Origin of the sequence: Sphingobium sp. TB-6 (assembly GCF_012927365.1) — a bacterium.
Lineage (GTDB): Bacteria > Pseudomonadota > Alphaproteobacteria > Sphingomonadales > Sphingomonadaceae > Sphingobium.
Genome location: NZ_JABBGL010000019.1, coordinates 19,132 through 40,906 on the forward strand (window position 1 = coordinate 19,132; position 21,775 = coordinate 40,906).

Here is a 21,775-nt window from a genome sequence, read left to right on the forward strand (position 1 = left end):
CGGTGCGACTGGATCGGATCCTGCCCTGCCCGAAGCGACAGCGGATAAAGGCGCAGCGCCATCCCGAGTGGGAAAGCAGATTTTACCCGGATTATATTCCTCCGGACGATTGAGGCTGAACCGCCTTAGACGCCACAAGCGTACAGCATTTCCATGACCTGTTGCCGGTAACTGTCACCAAAGAGACGCAGATGGACCAGCAAAGGCCAAAGCCGATAGATGGGCTGACGTGCTTCCCATCCGGGCGAAAGAGCGCAGGCGTCATAGAAGACAGCCGGAGGTCCGTCGAAGAGGCTCAGCATGGCAAAGTCGACCTCGCGGTCGCCATAGTAGCAGGCCGGATCGATCAGGGCCGTTATGCGATCATGCTCGACAAGAATATTGCCGCCCCAGAGATCACCGTGGAGTAGCGCTGCTGGCGGGTGCGCCGGGAGAAGATCACCCAGACGGTCCGCAAGGGTAGAAACCCGCGCAGCGAGTCCTTGATCGAGGAAGGGGAGATGGCAACGAAGCCGATAATCGCCCCAGAAACTGGGCCAATGTCGCGATTCGGCGTTGGAAATCGGCATGCGTCCAAAGGCATAGTCTCGATGCCAGCCATAGGCCGAACCCGAGGCACCATGGAGATGGTCCAGCACATGGGCAAGGTCGACCCAAGAGCGCGCCAGCCTTCCACCGACCGGCATGTCCTGGAGAAGGAGGAGATCATGGTCGACCGCGAGTACGGCCGGTGCCGGCGCTCCAGTATCGCTTAAAGCTGCAAGCATTTCCGCCTCGGCAGAGGCAAGCGGCGTCTCCTTGGCAATGACGGTCCCGCCGTCAGCGGCGAACAGCCGCTTGACCGCCGACAGGTCTCCCCCGGCGATGGGTTCTGCCCGCAGGATCTTTCTCGAAAGGAGCTGGCTCGCGCGGGTGCGCGTGAAGGTCACGCCCCGCCTCCAGCGATAGTCGGGGACGCGAACGAATATCTGCTAGAGGACAGGGCTGAAGGCTGAACATCGCGACTCCCTTGGGGCGAAGTCTTACCACTGTCCAGCGGTTCGGACAGGAGCCTGCCCGGCAAGTGCTCGCCTCCTCCCCATGAGTATGGGACGATGCGCCTGCAAGCCAGTCATGAAAGAGGTTGTTGCCCCTAGGTTGGCGACGCTATTGCGGGCTCCTCGATTCTTAGAAGGATATCCCATGAATAATAGCGATCTGGCCGATGCATTGGCTGCCGACCATGGCGTCACCAAGGCCGACGCCCGCAAGCTGGTCGATGCCGTCTTCGCGAAGATTGCCGGTGCCGCAGCGCAGGGCGATGAGATTTCGCTGAACGGCTTCGGCAAGTTCAAGATCAAGGACCAGGCAGCACGCGAGGGTCGCAATCCTTCGACCGGCGCGACGATCCAGATCGCAGCGTCGAAGAAGCTGACCTTCACGCCGGCCAAGGCCGTCAAGGATCAGTTGAACGGCTGATCGACCTGGCGCTCCGCAGCATGATTGCGGGGCGCCTTTCGCCTTTGCGCGCAGCCAACGGGCATCGCCACAGCGTCCAGCATCGTCCGAAAACTGAAACCAGAAGGTCCCGCGGGACGTGCAATTCGGCGGCACCACCTTATATCCCGGCCGCATGGACGACCTCGATCCCCTGTTTGCTCGACTCGCAAGATCCGCGTTCCGGTCCCGTTTCCGCTTGAATGCGAGGGAAGAGGCGTATCTCGCCCAACGGGGTCTCGATACGCTCCTCGCTCATGCGAGTGATTTTATTGGGCAGCGGCTTGCCCCCGCCTTGCCCCTCAATGACGGCAAGCAGACACCGATGCGCGGCCATCCGGTGTTCGTCGCCCAACATGCGACCGCGACATGTTGCCGAAGCTGCCTGTCAAAATGGCATGGGATCGCTGCCGGTCAGAAGCTGAGCGACGAAGAGCAGATTTATGTCGCGATGGTCATCCAGCGCTGGCTCAGTCATCGGCGCCCCTGACAGAAAAATGGCCCGGCCACCCGACAGATGACCGGGCCAGTGGAAGTCTCGTCAGCCATATGGCGAAGAGCCTTCGGGTCGCAGCGACTTTCTACCACTCGCGAGCATGCGCGTCATACCGATAAAGGGTGATCCCCGTCATATTTCTGGGCATGGAGGATATTGTCGGCGCCGGTGCCCGCGCCCGATGACTCATCAAATTTCCAGGTTGGTCAGGCGGACCATATAGTGGTCTGAGCCCCCGAGGCCGGAGCCAAGATGAAGCCGGCACTCTTCAACGATTCGGCACCAGATGTGCTCGGGCATGTCCGAGTCGCTCCCCTCTCCGCTGAGACTCGGATCGACCAGGACGACCACGTCCGACCATTCATCCGGGTCCCCATTATGATGCCACGTGAATTTGGGGCTCGGATTGTTCAGCCACTGCTGGAAAGCCGAGTCGCGGAAGAATTCAGGTGCATTGATGAGCAAGCTCTGGCCCACTCGGGACAGTCCACAGGATCAGGCGTAGGGCGCCGTCGGCTAGGCGTTCCGGCTGCCAAGGCATGGTTCAAGGCCTCGCCGGTAGACTGGATATCGACGCGATCGGCAAATATCGCGCAACGTCCTCCGCCGAATTCCCCGGGTCGTGCCCGCGAACAGGTGACCGCCCATTCAAAGCCGATCGGCGCCAGGCCAAGCGAGGCCTGGCAGCATCGTCGTATGAGTTCGGCGATGGCCCAGGGCTGGAAGTCGGTCGTCCCCGAAATCAGCACCGTCGATATGGCCGGCTCGTTCGCGCTGTTCCCTCCGCTCAAATCTGCGCCGAGCATCGGGAAATTCGGATCGTCGAACAGGGCAAGGAAGCCGCTCCATTGATCCCCGCCCTGCGTTGGTGGGAAGGCGTTGAGGAACTCAGGACTCGGCGAAGGAGGTTCCATTTTGCAATTCAGGTCTTCGGACACGCTGAAGGCTTCCTCCAACAAGGCCATTTCAGCATTGGTGCAAGAGAAGGCAAAGCTCGCAGAGAAATAGGTCTCGGCCATGGCGATGTTCTTTCCGATCAATCAGATAAGATTGGCGGCCGTCGCAGCCCCGATCAGATAGCGGAGCTTGGCCCAGGCCGCGTCCTCCCCCGCCCGTACGCCCCGATTGAGACCTCGGGCGTAAAGGCGAAACGCAATGGCGGTCATTTCGGGCGATGCTTCGGCCGGGATGAATTCGAGGAAATTCTCCTCGTCATCGCGAAGCTCCAGCATGTCCGCGTGCCCGGCGATTCTGGTGAGCGCCACCCGGGCCGAGGAATTGAGCTGCAAAAGGCGGGCATTAAAGCGTTCGACGAGCGGATCGTCGGGAATGATGTTCGACATGGGATCGCTCCTTTTCGACATACGGACCGGAATCTTCGAGGTTGGACGATCGCGCGCCGGCCTACCCAGATGAATGGCCGGAGGCCTTCCATGCCGCTACGGCTTCATCGACCGAATGGGTAAGGAAGAGTCCGAAGCAAAATTGCTGGAAGACGCCGTCATGTCGCAAGTCCGGCGCCCCGAGCTTGGCCGCGAGGTCGATCTCGAACTGCTCGGGCGGCGTGATATGGTTTGCTGGCAGCCATGACGCGAGATCGTCGCTCTCCGCACCGCACAGATCGCAAGTCGTACAGTCGTAGATGCTGGAGAAGTCCCATTTCTGGGTCTCCACATCCCACCGGGCGGCAGCATCTCGAACAATCGATTCTGATCCGCAGTGGGAGCAGACCGGCTTCAACAGGCCGGCGAGCGGCGCCGGGTCGGGATCGTCTGGATCAGGCGCGATGAATTCGACGGTGAATGTGATGTCCGGTATCCGCTCATTATAATAGATGGTGGCTTGCGCCGCAGTATGGACAGCCGCCAGGACATCGGCGTCGTCGGGCACCTCGACTTGCACGATCTCGCTGGCGTAGCGTTCATCGGCGCTGAAATAATCGACGCGCACTTTATAGAGGCGCGCGGAAACGGGCGGGGTCGCCATGATATTTCTCCCAGAAAATGTAAAGGCCGGCCCGATCGTCCGGCCGTGCAGAGGTCAGCGAGCGCGTTCGAGAAGTTTGCGCGCCTTGGATTCGAGTTCGAGGCGGCCATCCTGATGCGGCCGACTGCGAGCAACGGCGGTAATGCCCTGGACAAAATCATAGACCGAGGCGGGGGGATGGCCTTCTTCGGCGAGAACGGTGGCGATGATCTTGCCGGTCTCCGCTTTCGAGAAGCCTTCCTTGCGGAGGAATGTCTCGCGGTCCTCATCCTTGCGCGCGACGATCTTCGATCGAGCGGCGGTGATGCCGTCGATAAAGGACCGGGGCGAACTCTCGGCAAAATGCTCGAGCGCCGGTGCCGCCTCATGCGCAAAGCGGTTGGCCGCGAATTTGGAATGACGGATGTTGACTTCCTGGAAATTCTCCACGCCGTCGGGTAGGGGCGAGGGTTCCCGGTGGGATTGTCCTCTACCCCTCCCACGGAACCGGACTTGATAGTTTCCCATCATCCGGCTCCTACGCTTGCACCATACGATCCAGCCGTTCCTGTAGTCGTCCGGCATGATGCGCGACATGGCAGTCGCGGCAGAGCACCACACGCTTGCGCGTTCGGGCCGCCTTGACGCGAGTCCACAAGGTAGTCCCCTGCATATCGCTCATCTTGCGGACGTGATGCACCTCCACTGGCACGTCTTCGGTGCCGCACGCCTGACATGCCCTTGCCCGCAGGCGGTCGACAAAGTCATTCCGTCCTGCAAAGTGGATATGTGCAAACGTTTGGCGGTCAACATGCCCGGATGCCGGTGTTGGCCGAACATCCTTGAGGCGGAACATCGGCATGAAGCGCCGCTGATGGCGGCCCTCATACCACAGGCCGAGGCGATCCCCGTTCCGGAGCCTCTCTGCCGTCACCTTGACCGAACATTTATGCTTCCGCGAGATGGTCTTCATGAAGCTCCACCACCAGAGGTGATGCAGCCGCCCGACCTCATCTTTCCAGAGCGTGCCGAGCTTGTAATACTCGGCCAGCCCCCGCATCATCGCATTATATCCGGTCAGGATTGCGACATCGGAGTTGTTGATCAGTTCGCAGCGCGCCTCGCCCCGGTTGATATGGATATTCCCGAGGCGTTGGCGTTCCGCAAACCGGGCAAGCCTGTCCACCGGCACGTGAAGTTGCATACGGTCTCCAGGCACACGCATGGTGACGGCACGGCCGCCCTTGATCATGCGTTTGGTTCGCCCATCGCCATATGTCTTCAACTGATAGCCGAGGAACATGGCACCCTCGTCCGCCTTCCTAATCCCGCTTTTCTCCTCGGACACCTCAAGCTTCAGGGTTTCCGCCAGATAGGTTCTGACTTCGGCCATGATGCCGCGGGCATCGTCCTTGCTGCCGATCACGCCGATAACGAAGTCGTCAGCATAGCGGCAGTAGCGGAGTCGGCGGTAGTTGGGGTCGAACGGGTCGAGAGCCGGCTCTTCGAGCCGTCGCCGCTCCCATTCCCTGATCTCATCGACAAGCGTCGGGATTTCCTCCTCTTGGCCATTGGCCCGCCGTCGTTCGATCTTTCTGCGTCGGATCTGAATCTGCTTAGAGATTTCGAGATAGGCGTTGCTGCGCCGTCTCGTTTGTCCCCTGTCGAACCGCACCTTCATCCCCGCCATGAACTCGTCGAGTTCATGAAGGTAGATATTGGCGAGGATCGGTGAGATCACGCCGCCTTGTGGAGCGCCGCTGAACGTCCGGTGGAACGTCCAGTCTTCAAGGTAGCCAGCCTTGAGCATCCGTCCGATCAGCCGTATCAAGCGATCATCATCGATACGCCTGCGTAGGAGACCGAGCAGGATGTCATGGTCGATATTGTCGTAGTAGCCGACTATATCGACCTCGATCAGCCACTTCACGCCATGCCATGTGCGCCTGATTTCAGTCAGGGCACTGTGACATGACCGCCCCCGGCGGAAGCCATGCGATTGGTCGGCAAAGACCGGCTCGTAAACATGTTCGAGCAAAATCTTCACCGCTGCCTGCACCAGCTTGTCGTCGGCAGTAGGAATGCCCAACGGGCGTTTCTTCCCATTGGGTTTGGGGATGTATTGCCTGCGGGCCGGAGAGAAGCGATACGAACCGTCCAGCACGGCGGCCATGATCCGTTCCATCCTTTCGAGCGAGAAGCCGTCGAGGGTGTTATTGGGATCAATGCCGGGCGTGAGCGCCCCTTTGTTGGGAGCGACCTGCTCATAGGCCCGTTCCCATAGGGACGGACAGCCGAGCAGCCGGAACAGACCGTTGATACGCTTTCCCTGGCGTGACAGGTCGATGACCGAGTCCAGTCTCTTCTCTACGGTGAGCAGTTGCATCAGCAGACCTCCGTTATGAAGTTGAAAGACCCAGCAAGCGCGCCGCCCTTCACCCGCGCAGAGGGGATTCCCCGTCCGGTTGCCCGGCCAGTTTCACCCATGCCCGTCCATCCTTGGATGGCTGTCCCGGGCATTACCCCGGGCGTTTGGCTAATATGGCGGCTCCGTCGCCTTACGGGACACCGGAGAGGTGCCCGCTTAGGCGATCCCATGTTTACACGATCAGTGAGATGCGACGTGGTTAGGTGGCTCGTTCGATCGTTGGCCTCTCGACGAGAGGTGGACCGTGCGACCAAGTTTAGGCAGGTCTCGTGGGGTACCCCGCCCTTCGCACGGCATGACGCGTCAACCATTGCTGCGCCATGACCCGAATAAAGTTCCTGAATCTGAGCTTCACGCAATCCAGCATTCACCATGCACGTCTTGCCCTGACGTCCCGATAGCCTACAATGGCTTCGGCCCGGATGACGCCTTTTTCCCGACATGCTATTGTCCCCTGCCGTTTTCACGGTCGCAGCCATTGCTGGCCAAGGTAAGTCGGGTGAGCATCAGGCTGTTCTTGGTTTCCTGAGAAGTCATCCTTCACTCAATTGATCGCGCCACCATGGCGCACCCACAAATTGCGGTTTTGACACACGGCGCGAAGGTAAAAAGTCGCTATTCCCAGAGACTTGGAGCCGACTTCCGAGTTCCAACTATAAAACCCACGGAAATAGAGATCAGGCTCTCCATTGGGCAATCGCCCCGCCTCGATCGGGTGCAAATCATCGACAAGGAAGAGAAAAACATCGCGGTCAGAAGCGTAAAGCGTTGTCGTGTCGCGGGTGACATCGACATGAGGGTTGTAGGTCATCGCCCCCCAGTCGAGGACGCCCGGCACCTTCCAACGCGTGTCGCCTGTGCCATTGCCGGCGATCTTCATTACGGCCGCGACCAATTCGTGATCCCAGATCCGCCCGTAATCGGGGCCCGTTACCGCGCGTAGCTCGCTGCGGCCATCGCTTGTCTGGAGCAGTTTTACATGCTCGCCCGAATGGGAGATCAGGCCGTGCTGAAGGTTGATGCCGGCAAGCGCTGCGGGGAGTTGGCGGAGATAGGCTGCCGGTGCGCCGACAAGGCTACAAAGTTGGCCGAAGGACCAGTTGGTCGGTGCGACGGGCGCCTCTTCGCCGGGCATCAACAGGGACAGGCGTTCAGGCTCATCGCTGCGGGCTTCGACCCGAACGCTCCGGCTCTCGACGATTCGCGTGGTCGCGCGGTCGGCTCGGGTCCGCACGCTTTGGTAAAGGTCGCCGAGCGAAAGATAGCGCTCGTCCTGCGGGCGGCTGAACCATTCGGACGAAACGCGCGAGACGTTCGTTCCACGCGAAATATCCACGCGATACGGACGCGTCGCGCCGCGATCGGTTAGGGTCATGGCAGTCATGGGAACCTCCAGGGCTGGTTGGACGGACGATCGCGGAAGCCACTTGCCCCCGCTTCGCCACTCCTCCCTTCCCCCCTCCCTCCTGACCGCCCGCAGAGTCCCGGTATCAGGATGCGTCCTGCTCGCCTGGCGGAAGATCGACCAACTCGATGTTCGTCGAGGCGGCACTTGTTTGAATGGAGATCATCTTGCCCTCAGGCACCAGCCACCGCAGTTCCCTGGCGACGACCGCGCCGCATCTGACGATCACGGCTTCATCGGCGTCGAGAAGCAGTTCCATGGCCACCTGCCGCGCGTCGAGAAGAAACTGGTCGTGCTGTGTCTGCCAGCTGTCGGCATCACTATCATGGTGCGCCTCAAAGCAGACGGCATCGAGCATGCCGGTCAGGCCGTCAACATCGATAGGCGATTCCGGCGCCAGGACAATAACGGCGTCCTCAAGGTCATAGTCGAGGCTGGAATCGTAGGAGATGAACAGATCTGCCGGTAGACGGACGGCCGTCTTGGTACCATCGGCTGCCATGACATGAAGTTCCATGATGATCGCGTCGACACGCCCTGATCTCAGATCGGGTCGCTCATCCATCTCACTATAGCGATACCGGTTTCCATTCTGCGAAATCAGGAATCCGACGTTCTCGACCCTGGTCAGACCGTCATACCAGGCATAGCCCTCGAATGCCGCCACCGGCTCAACCAGCGTCGTGGTGAAATCCTGATGTGCCTGGAGTGCGCGAGACAGACATTGGGCATATTGAGGACTGAAATAAGGCATGCGAAACGCATTTGCCGCGTCGATCATCTGCGCCCCTCCGCACCGAACGCCTTCGCCACTGGAAGGAGTCCATTGCAGGAGGCGAGGCGTGGCCTCCGGCAATTCGACACCGCATTTCAGGGCCTGCGTCCAGTCTTCATAGGAAAGGTAATGGCCCTCGCGCCGGGCTATCGCCCGGAAGATCGCCATCCTGATGGCTGATCGCAATTCCTCCAGCCCCGCATTTTCGACCATCTCCTTTCGGGCTGGAAGGACCAGCTGGAGCGATGGCGCATCAACGATGTCGATCAGAACCGACCATCGCGGCCCATAGCTACATTCAATCACACTGGGGAGCCGGCACGGCACCGTGACGCCGTGGAAATTGATCCGAGGCACATCGTTGGAAAGCGTCCTGCCGGAAAAGACGCCGATGCGGCAGCCCACGGCAAATTCGACATGGTGCGCCCCATCGAGCCAATCCACCTGGCCGAGCGGCTTTCCGTCCAGGGTGACCGGCAACGGAAAATAGCAGGCCGCGGCGGCAACCGAATATTCCACCGTTTTCTGCCAGGCTGGCGAAAGTTCGAAGCGAATGTCGGTGCCGCGCGCGATATCGCATTCAGCCAGGGCGATGGGAGCGCTGGATTTCCCAGTCGTCAGGACCGATGACCATCTTCCAGCCCGCGGCATGCCGTGGTGACCAGGATCGGACCTCGACATATCGGCCTGCCAGACTGAACATGCCCATGCCGGCGGGATCTTCCCGCCGGGCCACCTCGTCGCCCCAGCCTGACTGTCCCAGGGTGATGAGATTGGCGGGGTCATCTATGCCGCTGCCGTCATCGGCTACCGACAAAAGAGTTCGCTCGCCCTGTACCATTGTCGTCAACGTGACGCCGGTGGCCCCGCCACGCCGGCAATTTTGGAGAATCTCGTTGAGAGCGTCCAGCAGGGTTCCGTTGAACAGGCGCGTGATCCTGGTGATCGCACCTTGAGAAACGGCAGTAGAAACGGTGGTCATGAGGGTCATGGCGGGTCTCCCCGAAAAGTGCAGCGGCCAATTGCCGCAAACACCCCTTCCCCTCTTCCCTCCTAGCCCGGGTCCGGGCAGCCCTTGGTGTCAGGCTTGTAGGCCGCCTGCGCCATTCGGTCCCCACGCATCTTGGGTTGATGCGAAAGGTCCATTCTTTTGGTCGCCGTTCATGTCCTGGTTCAGATGTGACGGCTCGGGTCCATGCGTTGGTGCAGGATTCGAATGACGGCGATCCCGTAGCTGGTCTGCCGAAAGTAAATGCTGTGCGACTCGACGCTGCGTCGCCGATAGCCCGGTCTTATGAGGGAACATTCCTGAGCTTGCTGTGGCGCATCAGCAAGGCTTGTGCAGGCCGCTTCGATGAGGTCCATATAGCGAAGGGCCTGGGGCAAGCCCCAATGCTTTGCCGTGTAGTCGAAGATTCCATCAATGTCGCGCTGGGCTCTTGGGCCGAGGCGGAACTCAGCCATGCTCAGCGATCTTGCGCTTCTTGAAGGCGGCAAAATCAAACCGTTCCGGTTCGCCGCTCTGCTCGCCTTCGATAAGTGCCTGGCGGATCGTCTCGATTTCGAAGCTGCGTTCCTGTTCACGCCGGATCAGGTCGCGGATCGCTTCGCTGTCGTTGGTATAATGACCCGCCGCGATCTGGGAAGCGATCCACGCATCCTGTTGTTCGGTAAGGGTAATGGTCTTGCGTACAGCGGCCATCTGGCCCTCCCTGCCGCCCGGAAGGCGGAATAAAATCATACTATTGGTGCAATTTAGTGATTCGACGGGCCGGGTGCAAGGTGCCCTCAGTCACGACGGCATTTTCGATAAGCGGTCATCCCACAGCCAGAAGAATGTTCCATTCCGTTCCCGTGCGCACGATCTGCTCGACGATGGTCGACGCGCAGTCGCCGGGGATGAACAGCCGCGTCTTATACTGGATGATTTCCGTGAAACAGCCGATCGATTTCAGCCATTCTCGGCGAGTCGGCGGGAAGTCCCGGATTTCAAGCCGCCGACTTCCATTCACATGCGCCCAGACAAGCCGTGCGGAGTCCATTCCGGGGACAGGAACACCCTCGCTGTTGCGCGCTCCCGCAATCATCTCGGCGGGCGACAAGGCGATCGCCATCTCGACCCCGAACGACCGGGCCACTTTCTCAAAGCCGCTTGGCGAAATGATGCGGCCAAGGATCGAATTGCCTTCGGCGTCCGAGACGCGCCAGACGCGCAAATCGTCGTCGGGCAATCGGTTCCAGACGGGCAGAAGCAGGCCGGTCGCCATGCTGATCGTTTCGACATCGATCTTGGCCCGCGCCTCCTCCACCTCGGCATTCCAGAGTTCTTCAAACTCATTCTTGGCGATCGGTACCCAATGGCTCTCCTTGAGGGCAATATCCCGGATGCGCTCGCGGCCGGTAGGCCGTACCAGTTCCCACATGGCGATGGCGTTGCCCTCCCCGTCCATGATGCTCCAACTGGGTCTTTGAAGGGCAATACGGCCCGACCGCCCATTCCGCAACCATGCGGCGGCCTCATTACCATGTTCGCGTATCAGTTGGGCATAGCCGGTCGCCCGGCGCCTATAGTGAAGTTCGAATCGGCTGAGGCGCGTCTCCGCACCGGTCACCGGATCACGGCGAAGGATTTGCTCATCAAGGAGGACCGTCCGCTCCGTCTGGATCGTTTCAACCCCGACATCGAGCGTTCCAGCATCGCGCGCGGCATCGATGCGTGCCTGGATAAGCGCCAGATATTCCTCGAAGATCGCATTCTGGGTCTCGATACGGAGCGCCAGGAGCCGGTTGAGCCAGCGCTGGATCGGGGGAAGGTCGTCGACCAGCTCGCCTCTGTCCCTGTCGAGCAGCTTGAGCCCTGTCATCTCCACGAACGTCTTGAGGGATGTGCTGCTCAGCTTGCCCCGGTAGAGAAGCTGATACCATTGGATGAGCGCATCGCGGGCATAATCGCTTTCGAGATTATCCGACGGGTCGAAGAGATTCTGTCCGCCTGTCTGTCTTTGCCCGCGGGTCAGGGCGCCCAGACTATCGAGGCGGCGCGCTATCGTGCTGATGAACCGCCGCTCGCCGCGGCAATCGGTGGTGACTGGTCGGAAAACCGGCGCACTGGCCTGGTTTGTACGATTGGACCTACCCAGCCCCTGGATGGCGTTGGAAGCGCGCCAGCCTGGTTCGAGGAGGAAGTGGATGCGGCGGCGATCTGCTGATTTGCAGTTTCGGTCCGCATGGTAGCTGCGGCCGGTGCCTCCAGCGTCGGAAAAGACCAGTATCTGCTTGCCGCCAGCCATGAAGGACTCGGCCTCCACGAGATTGCTTCGTCCGCCACGCCTTTCGACGCGCTGACGCCCATTGGCTTCAAGAACCAGTCGCCGCGTGCGCCCTGTCACCTCGGCAACCTTGTCAGTGCCGAAATGGCGGATGAGTTCATCAAGGGCCAATCCGATGGGCGGAAGTGCACAGAGCCGCTCGATCATTTCGTCTCGGAGCGCCAATGCCTGCTGACAGAAAACAGGATTGCCATGCTCGTCGAGCATGAGTTCGGAGCGTTCGGTATCGTCGCTTCCCTTGATGATTTTCATCATGCGAACCGGGAAGGCGGTCTTGAGATAGTCGATCATGGCCGCACTTGGCGAAAGCTCGATATCAAGATGCGCGCGCTCATCAGCCGACAGGCTGGCGAGGCGGCGGTCGAGCATCGCCTCTGCCGTCGTCACCAACTGCACGATGGCATGATGCCCCGCTTCAACTTCGCGGGATACCGCCCCGATCAGACTGGGCATTTTCATGGCGATCAGGAGCTGGGCGAAGAAACGCTGCTTGGCGCTTTCGAAGCGCGACAGGGCTGCTCCCTTGGCCTGCGCGTTGAGGGCCTTGTTCTCCATGCGGTCGACGATATTGGTGAGCGCCAGCACCTCGTCGAGATTGCGATGGATGACCTGCCATCCGTCGGCATAAGCGTTATAGATCTCGATCTGCTCGAGGCTCAGCGGATGTTCGAGGGGATCATATTCGACGCCACTGAAGGTGAGTGCGCGCGCCGTGTAGAGGCCGAGCGCCTTTAAGTCGCGGGCAACGATCTCCATGGCGGCAATGCCGCCTTTTTCGATGCCGCTCATGAATGCGGCGCGGTCGTCGAACGAGGTGCCAGGCCCCCATAGGCCAAGGCGAATGGCATAGCAGAGATTGGCGGGATCGGTCGCGCCTGTCGCCGAGACATAGAGGATGCGCGCGCGCGGACGGAGATTCTGGAGCCGTACACCGGCAAGGCCCTGCTCGGAGCCCTTCTGGTTTCCGAACTGTGTTTCCGTGCCTGCGGCATTGGCCATTTCATGGGCTTCATCGAAGCAGATGACACCCTCGTAATCATCCTCCAGCCAGGCGAGGAGCTGGTGCAGGCGTGAGGTCTCATCATGGCGCTGGGATCGCAGTGTAGCATAGGTGAGGAAGATGATGCCGCTTTCTATCGCAATCGGCGCACCGAAGGGGAAGGCATCGAGAGGCTGGATATCGATGGGCAGCCCGCCAAGCGCAGCCCAGTCGCGGCGGGCATCCTCGATCAGCGCAGCACTTTTCGAAATCCAGACCGCCTTGCGTCGCCCGCGCGACCATTGATCAAGGATGCAACCAGCGACCTGCTGACCCTTGCCGACGCCGGTGCCGTCGCCGATGAAGAAGCCCATACGATATGCCACGCCATTGGCGTCGGGCGTCAGCAGCGTGCCGGCATCGTTGGGAGCATGGAGTCCTGGAAGATCGCGCTCGAATGCCTGGCCTGCATAGATCAGCGTTTCGAGCTGGGCATCCGACAGCGCAGCCACCGCGCATCGCGGCAACATCGGCACATAGGTTGGGAGTGGCGGGATGATCGACGACATCGCGATCGATTCGACGAGCTGATCGGGATGCGCCTTGGCATCCGGGATATCCATCCTGGAGAGGCGCCAGGGCACATAGATGCCGATCTGATCCCCGGCAGGCAGCGGCGCTTCCCGGACCGTGTAAGCGAGCGGCTCGACCGTGCCATCTACTGCGGCGACTGGCTGGGACTTTGGTCGCGGCATTGGGGACCGCGTGCCTGATGCGAAAAGGGAACGAACGACCGGCTTCGCACCAAGCGTGGCGATCATTGGCCTTGCCTGACCAGGCGCTGGATCGAGCGGCGAATCAGCCGACAACCGAGGCGGCAGCACGAGGATATGCGGAAGGAGCGCATCCAGATTTCTCACGGTTACTCGATGGGGGGTGCCACTCCAGCCCTTGTCGTAGACGATCAGGCGAACCGGAACGCTGGTGCCATGTTTCGCGAAGGGGCGGCCCTGGATCGTGATTTCGACACGGGGCGGCACGAGGTTTGCGACCGCCTGATAACCAGTTCGCGCGCTGCCATCATGGGCAAAAGCGGGCGACATGATCGCAACGCAGCGTCCAGCAGGCGCGAGGCGAGCAAGAGCCGAGCGAAGATGTCGCGCCCCGGCATGACGGTCCTTGCCCCTGCCTTCGCTGCGCGCGAATGGAGGATTGATGAGAACAATGCTCGGCCGTTTCCCCGGCGGGAGCAGGTCGTCGATGAATTCGGCATCATGGCAGGCAACGTCGCGGTTCAGCGCCCGGCCGAGCAATCCCGCCCGAACCGGATCGCGTTCGTTGAGCATGAGCTCTGCACCGGCAAGCTTTGCGAATACGCCGAGGAGCCCCGTCCCCGCGGATGGCTCCAGCACGACATCGCCCGGTGAAACTGCGGCAGCAAAGGCTGTCAAATAGGCGAGCGGGGCGGGCGTTGAGAATTGCTGCATGTCGATCTGCTGCTCGGACCGATAGGTCTGTGTCGGCAGGCGGCCGATCAGTCGGTCCAAGGCTGCGAGTGCGCCTGTCGGATTCTGCGGATTGCCAAGATCAATGGCACCGTCGAGCAAGGCGACGACCTGTGCGGTTTCGAGGGCATCATAAGCCTCGCGGAGCGACCAGGCGCCGGTGGCATCGCTCGCCCCGAAATGCACTTCCATGAGACGCGAAAGGCGCTGGCGAGCGATGGGTTGTCCTGTTGCGATCAGGTCGACCAGTGCTTTGACGACAGCGGCGAGCGTCCAGATTTTCTGGTCAAGCGGATCGGAACCGGCCTCAAGGGCCGCGAGAAGCGAACGGGTCATGGGGGAACTCCTGGAAAGCGCAAGGCTCAATGCCAGCGCACCTCACCCCACCCCCTTCCTCCTCCCGGACGGGGTGACGGCACGCGCCAAGGGGCCGAAGCTGCGTGGGATCAGCTCCGGCCCGAGCGAGAGGTCAGGCGGCTTCGGGCAATTCGCTGCCTTCATTCGCCCCGCCCTGCTCGCCTTCGTCATTGGGAGACGCTTCGTTTTCGGCGTCACCGGCAGCACAGTCGCCATCATCATCGAACCGCATCGCTTCGGGCACCCAGGCGAGGGCCTTCTCCTTCACCGCGGCTTCAACGATAATCTGCCCGCCGAACAGCTTTTCAGCGGACAGGGCGAGATCATGCTTTTTGGACGCCCCGTAACGACTGCGCAGCTCGACACCCCCGACTTCTTCGAAATGAGCGAGGATTGTCGGCTTGCTGACTCGGTCGAAATAGCGTCGCGCGGTCGGCCGCCACCATGCCGCGACATCGATTTTCAACTTCCGACCAAGATGATCGAGCATCGCGCTGCCGGAGCCACCGGCGGGTATCGCATGAAGGGTGCGCGCGATCGCGTAACCGAGCCACGCAGCGCGTGCTTCCTCGGGAAGAGCGCAAAACGCATCGTAGCGGTCCGTGATGTCGGGCGATTGGGCCCAACTGCGATCGAGGCCGGCCTTCAATTCTTCCCAGTTCTCCGCTGCGGACGTGTCGCTCTCGAAGCCGGGCACGCGCAGACTGGGAGCATTGGCGCGCAGCTCACTGGGCAGATCATGGCGGTACCCGAAGGTGGCATCGACCATGAAGAAGGTGCCAAGGTCGAGCGCGAAGTGAGGATCGCTGGCGACATGGACGCGGAGCAGTTCGGTCTTCATGATCGCCAATTCGTCGGCGAGGCGCTGGCTGATCGGCGATCGAGAATCGCCCTCCTCGACGGGCTCGTCATCAGGTTCGACATCCAGGGATAGGTCGGCCTCGCCCTCTTCATCTTCGACTTCAGGTTCCGGGATCGAGTAGAACCGCTCATGCAGCCGCGGCACGCCGTCCTCGCCGATAAGCAGATAAGCGAGCGATTCGGCCTTCTGATCTTCCGTGAGAACTGGTGGACGCTCGTTGAGCGCCGTAAATTCGGCTTCAAGCGTTTGGATGACCTCCAGTTCCTCGTCGGAATAGCCGTCTTCGTCGGCATTTTCCGCGATCACTTCCAGTTCCTGCTCTATTGCCCGCTGGCGGTCTTCCTCTTCAGGGGTCAGCGGCACGGGTTCGGCGTCAACCTCGTCCAGGGCCATGACGTCCATATAGGGCACCCGCGTGTGGCAGACGACCCGAAGCTCGCCAAAGCCATTGCGAGCCTGGATCTCTGCGGCTGCTGCCTGCATCCGTTCGTCTGCGAGGCGCTCGACAATCTCGCTGTCAATCCAGTTCTCGTTGGCCGCGTCGGAAAAGAGGTCGCTGTCGATGCGACCGCCGGCAGCGACATAAGCATCCCGGCCGACCAGCAGCGCCTTGGGATCGCTGCCGCGGTAGAAGCCCGAGATCAGGCGCCGGCGAATTTCGCCGCAGTTGTTCGCTCCCCAGCCATCGCTCAGTTCCTCGAATACCGTCGCCTGCCGCGTCGTATCGCTGATGGCGGCATAGGCCTTGGCGACATCAAGCGTGATCTTGCCATCGGCGAGGGCATCGAAGATTATATCGGCAAGACCCGCGAGCCGGAGCCTGCCGAGTACGAACCGCTCCGTGACTCCAAATCGCTTGGCGATGTCGCCGGGCGTCTTCTTCTCGGTCTCGATGATCGCCTGAAATGCCCTGCATTCCTCGGCCGGCGTCATATTGAGGCGCCGCAAATTCTCGATGAGGCTGATCTCGACCGCGTCATTCTTGTCGGTCAGCACCATGACGGGGACCGCATAATCGGCTTCGAGTAAGCCCTCTTCGATGAGCGCTTGAACCTGTTTCAGGCGGCGGCCGCCAGCGGTGATCCGATATTCGCCCTTTTTGCGCGCGACCGGCAGCCCGATGAGGTTCTGAATGACGCCTTTGGCGAGGATGCTTGCCTTGAGTTCCTCATCGGCAACGGGATCGCTGCGCTTGCGCACATTGGTCGGTGCGACGGTCAGTTTGGACGCGGGAACAAAGAGGATTGGTGGCTTCTGTGTCATGGCAGATTCTCCGTTTCGCGGAGCGCCCCGACAATCAGGCCGCTAACCGCATCCACCCCGCCTCCACCTTCCCTCCTGCGCGCAGCAGATCGTTCCAGTCGGTAAAGGGCGCCGGCGGCCAGAGGATCTCGATCTCGCGTCTCGGCCAGGCATAGCGCTCCTGCGCTCGTTCGACCGCGCGGCGGCCGGCGAGATCATTGTCTGCAAGGAGAATGAGCCGGGTCACCTGTTCTGGAACCTCGATCCTGTCTAACCGCTCTGCCCCCAAGGTTGCCCAGACGGGAATGCGAAGGAGCGCAGAAGCGGAAAGAGCCGTTTCGACGCCCTCAGCCAGACCAAGCACATCTGTGGCGGGAAACAGGACCACAGCCCCGTGACGGGGCCGCCCCAGGGTTCGCTTGTGCTTTATCATCGGGGCGGGGCGGCCGTTGGGCTGGAGGAATATGCGCTTCACCCCGAAAAATTCCCGGCGATGGGTGATGGCCGCCAATATGGCAGGCATGAAGCAGACAGATTTGCCACCCCCGAACGGCGTGGCGGGATGGAAGCGAAGGGCCGGCGTGCGCAGCGCGATTTTCCTGCTGGCCAGATACCGCGCGCCCGGCGTTCCCGACAGAGGAATCGATTGCTGCCAGACCCGGCGGGCGGCAATATCCGTCCGGCCAGATGCATCGTCCCGTCCGCTCGATGCTTGCCGGATGGACGCGATATCGCAATTCTCGCGTCGCAGCGCGCGGAATATCTCGGCGATCGTGCAGCCGGCGAAGCATTTGAAGAGAAGGGTCGATCTCCCACAACGGACAGAAAGGCTTGGTGTTCGATCGTCATGCGCCGGGCATCGACACATGCCGCCGCCGTTCGACCATGTACCTCCGAGATGGCGAACAAGGCGTTCGCCCGCTCGATCTAGCTGATCGTTCATCGGCCTCTCCCCGACTCAACGTTCTCGGGAGGCGGACAACGCGGCGACCAGGCGAACGCGCTACGGAGGTGTCGGCGAATTTTGGCGCGATTTACGCCAGAAAGCTCCGCGATTTCGGCAACCGACATCCCATGATGGATCCGCAAGATCAAAATGGCGCGAGTGATCGGGGGCATTGAAGCGATAAGTTTTTGACGCTCCAATGGTGGATCAAGAAAAGCGCCTGCGCCTTTCGCATCGCCCCGCAATGCGCCGAACCGATCGAGTCGCCTCTGTGCCCCGCACGATGCCGCACCGGCCGGAAGCAGGCGATCAGCCAAGGTCAGCTTCAGATCATCGAATTCAAAGCGATGGGCCGCAATATAGTCCTCCATTCGAGCAAGCGCCGCATGCGCGCGGTTTCTTCGGGGTGACGACGGGTAAAGCCAGCTTCGAAGCCAGGCTGGAAGCGTGAAGGTGAGCATGGGGCCATCCGGCATTTTTGAAAAATGAACCTCCCCAAAAGGGACGCCATTCCTCGCCTCCCCCTCTCCTCCCGCTCGCACGAGCAGGCACAGCGGAGTATTGCTTCCAACAATGCGCTCAGCCCAGAGATGTTCGCCACCAGCGGTTGGCCGATTCAGGTGCCGTCAAATTGGCGACTTATAAGGTTGATTTGTTTGACATTTTGATGACACTCATTTCATTCCGAAACGCACCGGCCGATCTCGATTGTCCTTGATGCTTGATGTGGCCGGCATGGATGAAGGTTGAACCCTGTCATGCTCGGCAAACCCATCGTTCCCGACTTCACCCTCTATCGGGACAGGCTGGAGAGCCTGACCCCCCGGCAGTATGAATGCTTAACCTGGGTCGGGAGAGGCCTGAAAACAAAGCGGATCGCCCTCACCCTGGGCATTTCTGCTGGCAGGGTCGACAAGCATATCTTAGACGCCCGGGGAAAAATGGGCGGTATGGGACGGGATGAGGCGGGCATGATTGTTGCCGCCTATGAAGCTAGCCTGGGGAACGAAACAGGGGGGCAATTATTGGGCGCCCAGTTATTGGGCCTATTCCCGTCGCCAGAAGATGGGCCTTCTGCACTCGCTGATGACGATGTGGATGCACGGTCCAGGCGAGACGGACGGCTTGTAGACGAACAGGGAGCTTATCCCTCGTTAGACAGAACGTTATCTCCTCTCGGTCCTGTGCCGCTCCGCCCTGACGGGAGGCAAGGCAATGACCTGAAACGATCCCATATCCTGACCATTATTGCGGTCCTCGCCGCCGCGGCCTTGGCATCGCTGGGCTCGGCGGTTTCACTGCTCACGACGTTCGATACCCTCGCCCGTCATTAGAGCAGCATCCGAAAGCCCAAAAATTGACGCGCATTCCAGCGGAGTGCGGGAAGGAACAATCATGCCCAAACAACGTCACGCTATAGCTCAATCACTTGCACAGCGCCTGTTCGCTGCCGAAGAAGCCGTCGACCTGGCGGCCGCCCGCATGGCCGAACTCCATGCTGCCCTGCCGCTTGCACGTCTCGACGCCCGTGTCGCGGCTGCCGTCGGACAGGCCACCATTGACAGCTCCGCAGCGGCGCAGGTGCTGATCGCCCGGACACGAGCGCAGGTCATCGAAATCCATGGCAGTCTCAAGCAGGTCAGTGACGACATCGGTCTTGGCGAAACCAGCTACGGCGATCTGTTGAAGGTGGCTGTGGCGAACCCGACGCCGGTGGAGAACCGCCTCCGCGCTGTCTGACGGCGGGCGAGCCACATCGTTGATAGAATGGACTGGGAGGCGTCATGACACGGCAAATGGTTTTTCTCGGCCTCCTCATAGTCAGTTCGCTCTATGCAATGATCAGAGGCGGTCGCCCCGAACAGATCGGAGCGACCGCTCTTCTGGGGAGCGCGGGCCTCAGCTACGGACTCGCCCACCCTGCCGGCGTTCGCTTCCAGCATGTCGAAGCGGGCATCTTCCTCGTGGACATCATGGTGCTGGGTATTTTCCTATGCCTATCTTTGCGAAGTACGCGCTTCTGGCCAATCTGGATCGCGTCCTTGCTGCTCTCGGAGGTGATCGTGCACATAGCGCGGTTCGCTGTGCCCGATGTGGTGCCGATCGCCTATATGAATGCCGTGGCACTTTGGGCCTGGGCAGTACAGGTGATGCTCATCGCAGCCACCTGGCGGCACCGCGACCGATTGCGGAAATGGGGTGCGGACAGGTCCTGGCGAAACTGATCGGGATTGCTCACCCGGAACATGCGCAGGAATTTGCCGAACTTCTGCTTGGTCGGTTCGGCTCGTTGCCAGAGGCGTTGAATGCCCCGGAAAATGAACGGATCAAGGTCCTGGGCGGACGGTATGTCGAGGATATTTTCTCGTCGGTGCGCGCGGCGATCAACATGGTTCTACACGGTCAGCTGGCGAAGAGAACGTTGCTGTCGAACGAGCCAGCGGTTCTGGCCTATCTCCGGGCTGCGATGGCATTCGCGCCGACGGAGCAGTTTCGTGTGCTGTATCTCAACGGGACCAATGAGCTGCTGGCCGACGAAGTCATGGGGATCGGGTCCGTTTCGTCGGTGCATGTCTATCCCCGAGAAGTCATGAGGCGATGCCTCGAGCTTGGGGCGACAGCCATCATCGTCGCCCATAATCACCCATCGGGTCGGCTTGAGCCCTCCAGGACCGACCAGATCATGACGCGAAACATCGTGGAGGCTGCCAGATCCCTCGGCGTGGCCGTGCATGATCACATCCTGATCGCACGCGGAGGAAGCATGAGCTTCAGGAGGCAAGGCCTTCTGTAAGGACCGGTGCGACTGTCGCGCCATTGCTCAACATCACTGCCGGAAGGATAGTGAACGGAAGGAATTATATCCCATGCAGCAATCGCCTGAAATCCTGATGGAAATGTGTCGGAAGCTCGTCGCCATGCGCAAGATCGTCGGCGATACGCTGGGGTATAATTTTTGCGCCAATCCAATCTGCGACATGCTGTTCGAACTCTACACTGCGGAGCGCGAGGAACGATCGGTGTACCTCTGGTCGCTGTGTATGTTTGCCCATGTCCCACTCTCCACCGCCTTGAGGAAAGTGAAGGCCATGGAAAGGCAAGGTTTGATCATTCGCGAAACCGCGCACCGCAACCGGCGCCGCGTGCGGGTCAGGCTGACAGCAGAAGGCAACGATGCCGTCGAGAAGCTCCTCGATCAGCTTGTCGGAATTGATCGGACGGATTCGGTTGGAGCCGATCCGACTTCGATCCTGGTCGAGTTTGCGAGGCGCGAGGCCCGGCATTGTTGAGCGTCCTCAATGGCTCGAAGCTTTGTCCAGGCGATGTTGATCCGGCGCGCTTCATCCCTCTCGACCGAGCAAAGGATGACAGCCAATGTTTTGGGACCGCCGTCAATGAGGCGAACAAGCGCGTCGCGCTCACTCGCGGTCAGCCTGTCGATTCCCGAAATCGCGATCAGCCGCGGCTTGTCCTGCATGAGGAGCAAATGCTGTTCGGGCGTCACAACCTGATTCAATGGAAGGTGGATGAACTGGATAGCAAGTTCATCCGCGATAGGCCGAATGATTTCGGTGGAATCTCGGCCAATGGGAGCCAACAAGATCAACGGTTGCGGCTTGTCCGTGGGTGCGTTCCAGATCCGGATCAGTTGCGCTCCGAGATTATTTTTCAAGGCAACGTCAAACATCTCTAGCCTGGTTATGGAAAGCCCGAGCGCCTTGCCCGCCGGTAGCCATGTCGTCAAGCGCGCGGGAAGATCCAAATCGGCTTAACTCGCCGCTCAACCCAACGGCTGTCGTCGGAGCCACAAGTTCCTGGTACGTATGGAAAGGCGGGTTTCGGGATTACGCGCGCGCACCACGGCATGTGGAACCCGCCCATGGTGGGCCAGTGCGAAATGCTCGCCCCCTTAACCGAAATCGGCTTGGTACACCAAGATTGAATTCCGGGACGCTTGCCCTGATGCACATTCCACCTTATCTTACCCTTGTCTTACTTTGGAGGGTGCC

Annotated in this window: 21 protein-coding genes and 2 pseudogenes; 8 read left to right on the forward strand and 15 right to left on the reverse strand. The window is 60.6% G+C overall.

Going from position 1 to position 21,775, the window contains the following annotated elements; genetic code table 11:
- Positions 1-125 precede the first annotated feature (125 nt).
- Positions 126-929, reverse strand: a complete 804-nt coding sequence (locus tag HHL26_RS19490; RefSeq protein ID WP_169576562.1) for a fructosamine kinase family protein — start codon at positions 927-929, stop codon at positions 126-128.
- 184 nt (positions 930-1,113) lie between these two features.
- On the opposite strand from HHL26_RS19490, the gene HHL26_RS19495 reads away from it, so the two are divergent.
- Together HHL26_RS19495 and HHL26_RS19500 are read left to right on the forward strand one after the other, a co-directional pair.
- Positions 1,114-1,458, forward strand: coding sequence for an HU family DNA-binding protein (locus HHL26_RS19495; protein WP_277349424.1), 345 nt, complete (start codon positions 1,114-1,116; stop codon positions 1,456-1,458).
- 154 nt (positions 1,459-1,612) lie between these two features.
- Positions 1,613-1,966, forward strand: coding sequence for a DUF4186 domain-containing protein (locus tag HHL26_RS19500; RefSeq protein ID WP_169576566.1), 354 nt, complete (start codon positions 1,613-1,615; stop codon positions 1,964-1,966).
- A 416-nt stretch (positions 1,967-2,382) separates the two neighbouring features.
- Here HHL26_RS19500 and HHL26_RS19505 read toward each other — a convergent pair whose 3' ends face one another.
- The 14 genes and pseudogenes from HHL26_RS19505 to HHL26_RS19570 form a co-directional block, all read right to left on the reverse strand.
- The gene (locus HHL26_RS19505) at positions 2,383-2,991 is read right to left on the reverse strand and encodes a hypothetical protein (RefSeq protein WP_206377541.1); all 609 of its coding nucleotides are present in this window, start codon (positions 2,989-2,991) and stop codon (positions 2,383-2,385) included.
- Positions 2,992-3,012: 21 nt separating this feature from the next.
- On the reverse strand, positions 3,013-3,315 hold the full coding sequence (locus HHL26_RS19510) for a hypothetical protein (protein ID WP_240962522.1): 303 nt from the start codon (positions 3,313-3,315) through the stop codon (positions 3,013-3,015).
- A 61-nt stretch (positions 3,316-3,376) separates the two neighbouring features.
- The gene (locus tag HHL26_RS19515) at positions 3,377-3,958 is read right to left on the reverse strand and encodes a hypothetical protein (protein ID WP_169576567.1); all 582 of its coding nucleotides are present in this window, start codon (positions 3,956-3,958) and stop codon (positions 3,377-3,379) included.
- Between the two features lie 54 nt (positions 3,959-4,012).
- Positions 4,013-4,390 (reverse strand): annotated as a pseudogene (locus HHL26_RS19520) (hypothetical protein); the annotation flags it as partial.
- Between the two features lie 85 nt (positions 4,391-4,475).
- Positions 4,476-6,323, reverse strand: a complete 1,848-nt coding sequence (locus HHL26_RS19525) for a reverse transcriptase/maturase family protein (RefSeq protein ID WP_169576568.1) — start codon at positions 6,321-6,323, stop codon at positions 4,476-4,478.
- Positions 6,324-6,936: 613 nt separating this feature from the next.
- Positions 6,937-7,749: pseudogene (locus HHL26_RS19530) on the reverse strand (DUF932 domain-containing protein); the annotation flags it as partial.
- Between the two features lie 106 nt (positions 7,750-7,855).
- Positions 7,856-9,064 carry an ATP-binding protein gene (locus HHL26_RS19535; protein WP_169576569.1) on the reverse strand — a complete coding sequence of 403 codons (1,209 nt, stop codon included), beginning with the start codon at positions 9,062-9,064 and terminating at the stop codon, positions 7,856-7,858.
- 61 nt (positions 9,065-9,125) lie between these two features.
- Entirely contained in the window at positions 9,126-9,536 is a 411-nt protein-coding gene (locus HHL26_RS19540; protein ID WP_169576570.1) for a hypothetical protein, read from the reverse strand.
- Positions 9,537-9,718: 182 nt separating this feature from the next.
- Entirely contained in the window at positions 9,719-10,009 is a 291-nt protein-coding gene (locus HHL26_RS19545; protein WP_169576571.1) for a type II toxin-antitoxin system RelE/ParE family toxin, read from the reverse strand.
- Positions 10,002-10,247, reverse strand: coding sequence for a type II toxin-antitoxin system ParD family antitoxin (locus tag HHL26_RS19550; RefSeq protein WP_135115720.1), 246 nt, complete (start codon positions 10,245-10,247; stop codon positions 10,002-10,004). The genes HHL26_RS19545 and HHL26_RS19550 overlap by 8 nt, the downstream gene beginning before the upstream one ends.
- A 115-nt stretch (positions 10,248-10,362) precedes the next feature.
- Positions 10,363-14,694 carry a strawberry notch-like NTP hydrolase domain-containing protein gene (locus HHL26_RS19555; protein ID WP_169576572.1) on the reverse strand — a complete coding sequence of 1,444 codons (4,332 nt, stop codon included), beginning with the start codon at positions 14,692-14,694 and terminating at the stop codon, positions 10,363-10,365.
- 133 nt (positions 14,695-14,827) lie between these two features.
- Positions 14,828-16,840 carry a ParB/RepB/Spo0J family partition protein gene (locus tag HHL26_RS19560; RefSeq protein ID WP_169576573.1) on the reverse strand — a complete coding sequence of 671 codons (2,013 nt, stop codon included), beginning with the start codon at positions 16,838-16,840 and terminating at the stop codon, positions 14,828-14,830.
- A gap of 34 nt (positions 16,841-16,874) precedes the next feature.
- Complete coding sequence (locus tag HHL26_RS19565; RefSeq protein ID WP_169576574.1) at positions 16,875-17,762, reverse strand: toprim domain-containing protein; 888 nt, start codon at positions 17,760-17,762, stop codon at positions 16,875-16,877.
- The gene (locus tag HHL26_RS19570) at positions 17,759-18,226 is read right to left on the reverse strand and encodes a sigma-70 region 4 domain-containing protein (RefSeq protein ID WP_169576575.1); all 468 of its coding nucleotides are present in this window, start codon (positions 18,224-18,226) and stop codon (positions 17,759-17,761) included. Before HHL26_RS19570 ends, HHL26_RS19565 begins: the two co-directional genes overlap by 4 nt.
- A gap of 297 nt (positions 18,227-18,523) precedes the next feature.
- Between HHL26_RS19570 and HHL26_RS19575 the strand changes: the two genes are divergently transcribed.
- From HHL26_RS19575 to HHL26_RS19600, 6 genes are all read left to right on the forward strand, one after another.
- Positions 18,524-19,099, forward strand: a complete 576-nt coding sequence (locus HHL26_RS19575; RefSeq protein WP_169576576.1) for a helix-turn-helix transcriptional regulator — start codon at positions 18,524-18,526, stop codon at positions 19,097-19,099.
- Between the two features lie 61 nt (positions 19,100-19,160).
- The gene (locus HHL26_RS19580) at positions 19,161-19,505 is read left to right on the forward strand and encodes a hypothetical protein (RefSeq protein ID WP_169576577.1); all 345 of its coding nucleotides are present in this window, start codon (positions 19,161-19,163) and stop codon (positions 19,503-19,505) included.
- 44 nt (positions 19,506-19,549) lie between these two features.
- Positions 19,550-19,990: a hypothetical protein gene (locus HHL26_RS19585; RefSeq protein WP_169576578.1), complete on the forward strand. Its 441-nt coding sequence runs from the start codon at positions 19,550-19,552 to the stop codon at positions 19,988-19,990.
- Positions 19,960-20,559, forward strand: coding sequence for a DNA repair protein RadC (radC, locus tag HHL26_RS19590; RefSeq protein WP_169576579.1), 600 nt, complete (start codon positions 19,960-19,962; stop codon positions 20,557-20,559). The genes HHL26_RS19585 and radC overlap by 31 nt, the downstream gene beginning before the upstream one ends.
- 124 nt (positions 20,560-20,683) lie before the next feature.
- A complete protein-coding gene (locus HHL26_RS19595) occupies positions 20,684-21,055 on the forward strand; it encodes a winged helix DNA-binding protein (RefSeq protein ID WP_169576580.1) in 372 nt (123 codons plus the stop codon).
- Positions 21,052-21,459 (forward strand): hypothetical protein, encoded by a 408-nt coding sequence (locus tag HHL26_RS19600; protein WP_169576581.1) that lies wholly within the window; start codon positions 21,052-21,054, stop codon positions 21,457-21,459. The genes HHL26_RS19595 and HHL26_RS19600 overlap by 4 nt, the downstream gene beginning before the upstream one ends.
- The last annotated feature ends 316 nt before the right edge of the window (positions 21,460-21,775 follow it).

What these genes read in the sequence shown, in the direction of transcription:
- HHL26_RS19500 (WP_169576566.1), top strand. Translation starts at nt 1,613, where the DNA reads ATGGACGACCTCGATCCCCTGTTTGCTCGACTCGCAAGATCCGCGTTC.
- radC (WP_169576579.1), top strand. Translation starts at nt 19,960, where the DNA reads ATGGGGTGCGGACAGGTCCTGGCGAAACTGATCGGGATTGCTCACCCG.
- HHL26_RS19540 (WP_169576570.1), bottom strand. Translation starts at nt 9,536, where the DNA reads ATGACCCTCATGACCACCGTTTCTACTGCCGTTTCTCAAGGTGCGATC.
- HHL26_RS19555 (WP_169576572.1), bottom strand. Translation starts at nt 14,694, where the DNA reads ATGACCCGTTCGCTTCTCGCGGCCCTTGAGGCCGGTTCCGATCCGCTT.
- HHL26_RS19580 (WP_169576577.1), top strand. Translation starts at nt 19,161, where the DNA reads ATGCCCAAACAACGTCACGCTATAGCTCAATCACTTGCACAGCGCCTG.
- HHL26_RS19510 (WP_240962522.1), bottom strand. Translation starts at nt 3,315, where the DNA reads ATGTCGAACATCATTCCCGACGATCCGCTCGTCGAACGCTTTAATGCC.
- HHL26_RS19545 (WP_169576571.1), bottom strand. Translation starts at nt 10,009, where the DNA reads ATGGCTGAGTTCCGCCTCGGCCCAAGAGCCCAGCGCGACATTGATGGA.
- HHL26_RS19570 (WP_169576575.1), bottom strand. Translation starts at nt 18,226, where the DNA reads ATGCTCACCTTCACGCTTCCAGCCTGGCTTCGAAGCTGGCTTTACCCG.
- HHL26_RS19560 (WP_169576573.1), bottom strand. Translation starts at nt 16,840, where the DNA reads ATGACACAGAAGCCACCAATCCTCTTTGTTCCCGCGTCCAAACTGACC.
- HHL26_RS19505 (WP_206377541.1), bottom strand. Translation starts at nt 2,991, where the DNA reads ATGGCCGAGACCTATTTCTCTGCGAGCTTTGCCTTCTCTTGCACCAAT.
- HHL26_RS19550 (WP_135115720.1), bottom strand. Translation starts at nt 10,247, where the DNA reads ATGGCCGCTGTACGCAAGACCATTACCCTTACCGAACAACAGGATGCG.
- HHL26_RS19525 (WP_169576568.1), bottom strand. Translation starts at nt 6,323, where the DNA reads ATGCAACTGCTCACCGTAGAGAAGAGACTGGACTCGGTCATCGACCTG.
- HHL26_RS19595 (WP_169576580.1), top strand. Translation starts at nt 20,684, where the DNA reads ATGCGCAAGATCGTCGGCGATACGCTGGGGTATAATTTTTGCGCCAAT.
- HHL26_RS19495 (WP_277349424.1), top strand. Translation starts at nt 1,114, where the DNA reads ATGAAAGAGGTTGTTGCCCCTAGGTTGGCGACGCTATTGCGGGCTCCT.
- HHL26_RS19565 (WP_169576574.1), bottom strand. Translation starts at nt 17,762, where the DNA reads ATGAACGATCAGCTAGATCGAGCGGGCGAACGCCTTGTTCGCCATCTC.
- HHL26_RS19575 (WP_169576576.1), top strand. Translation starts at nt 18,524, where the DNA reads ATGCTCGGCAAACCCATCGTTCCCGACTTCACCCTCTATCGGGACAGG.
- HHL26_RS19585 (WP_169576578.1), top strand. Translation starts at nt 19,550, where the DNA reads ATGACACGGCAAATGGTTTTTCTCGGCCTCCTCATAGTCAGTTCGCTC.
- HHL26_RS19515 (WP_169576567.1), bottom strand. Translation starts at nt 3,958, where the DNA reads ATGGCGACCCCGCCCGTTTCCGCGCGCCTCTATAAAGTGCGCGTCGAT.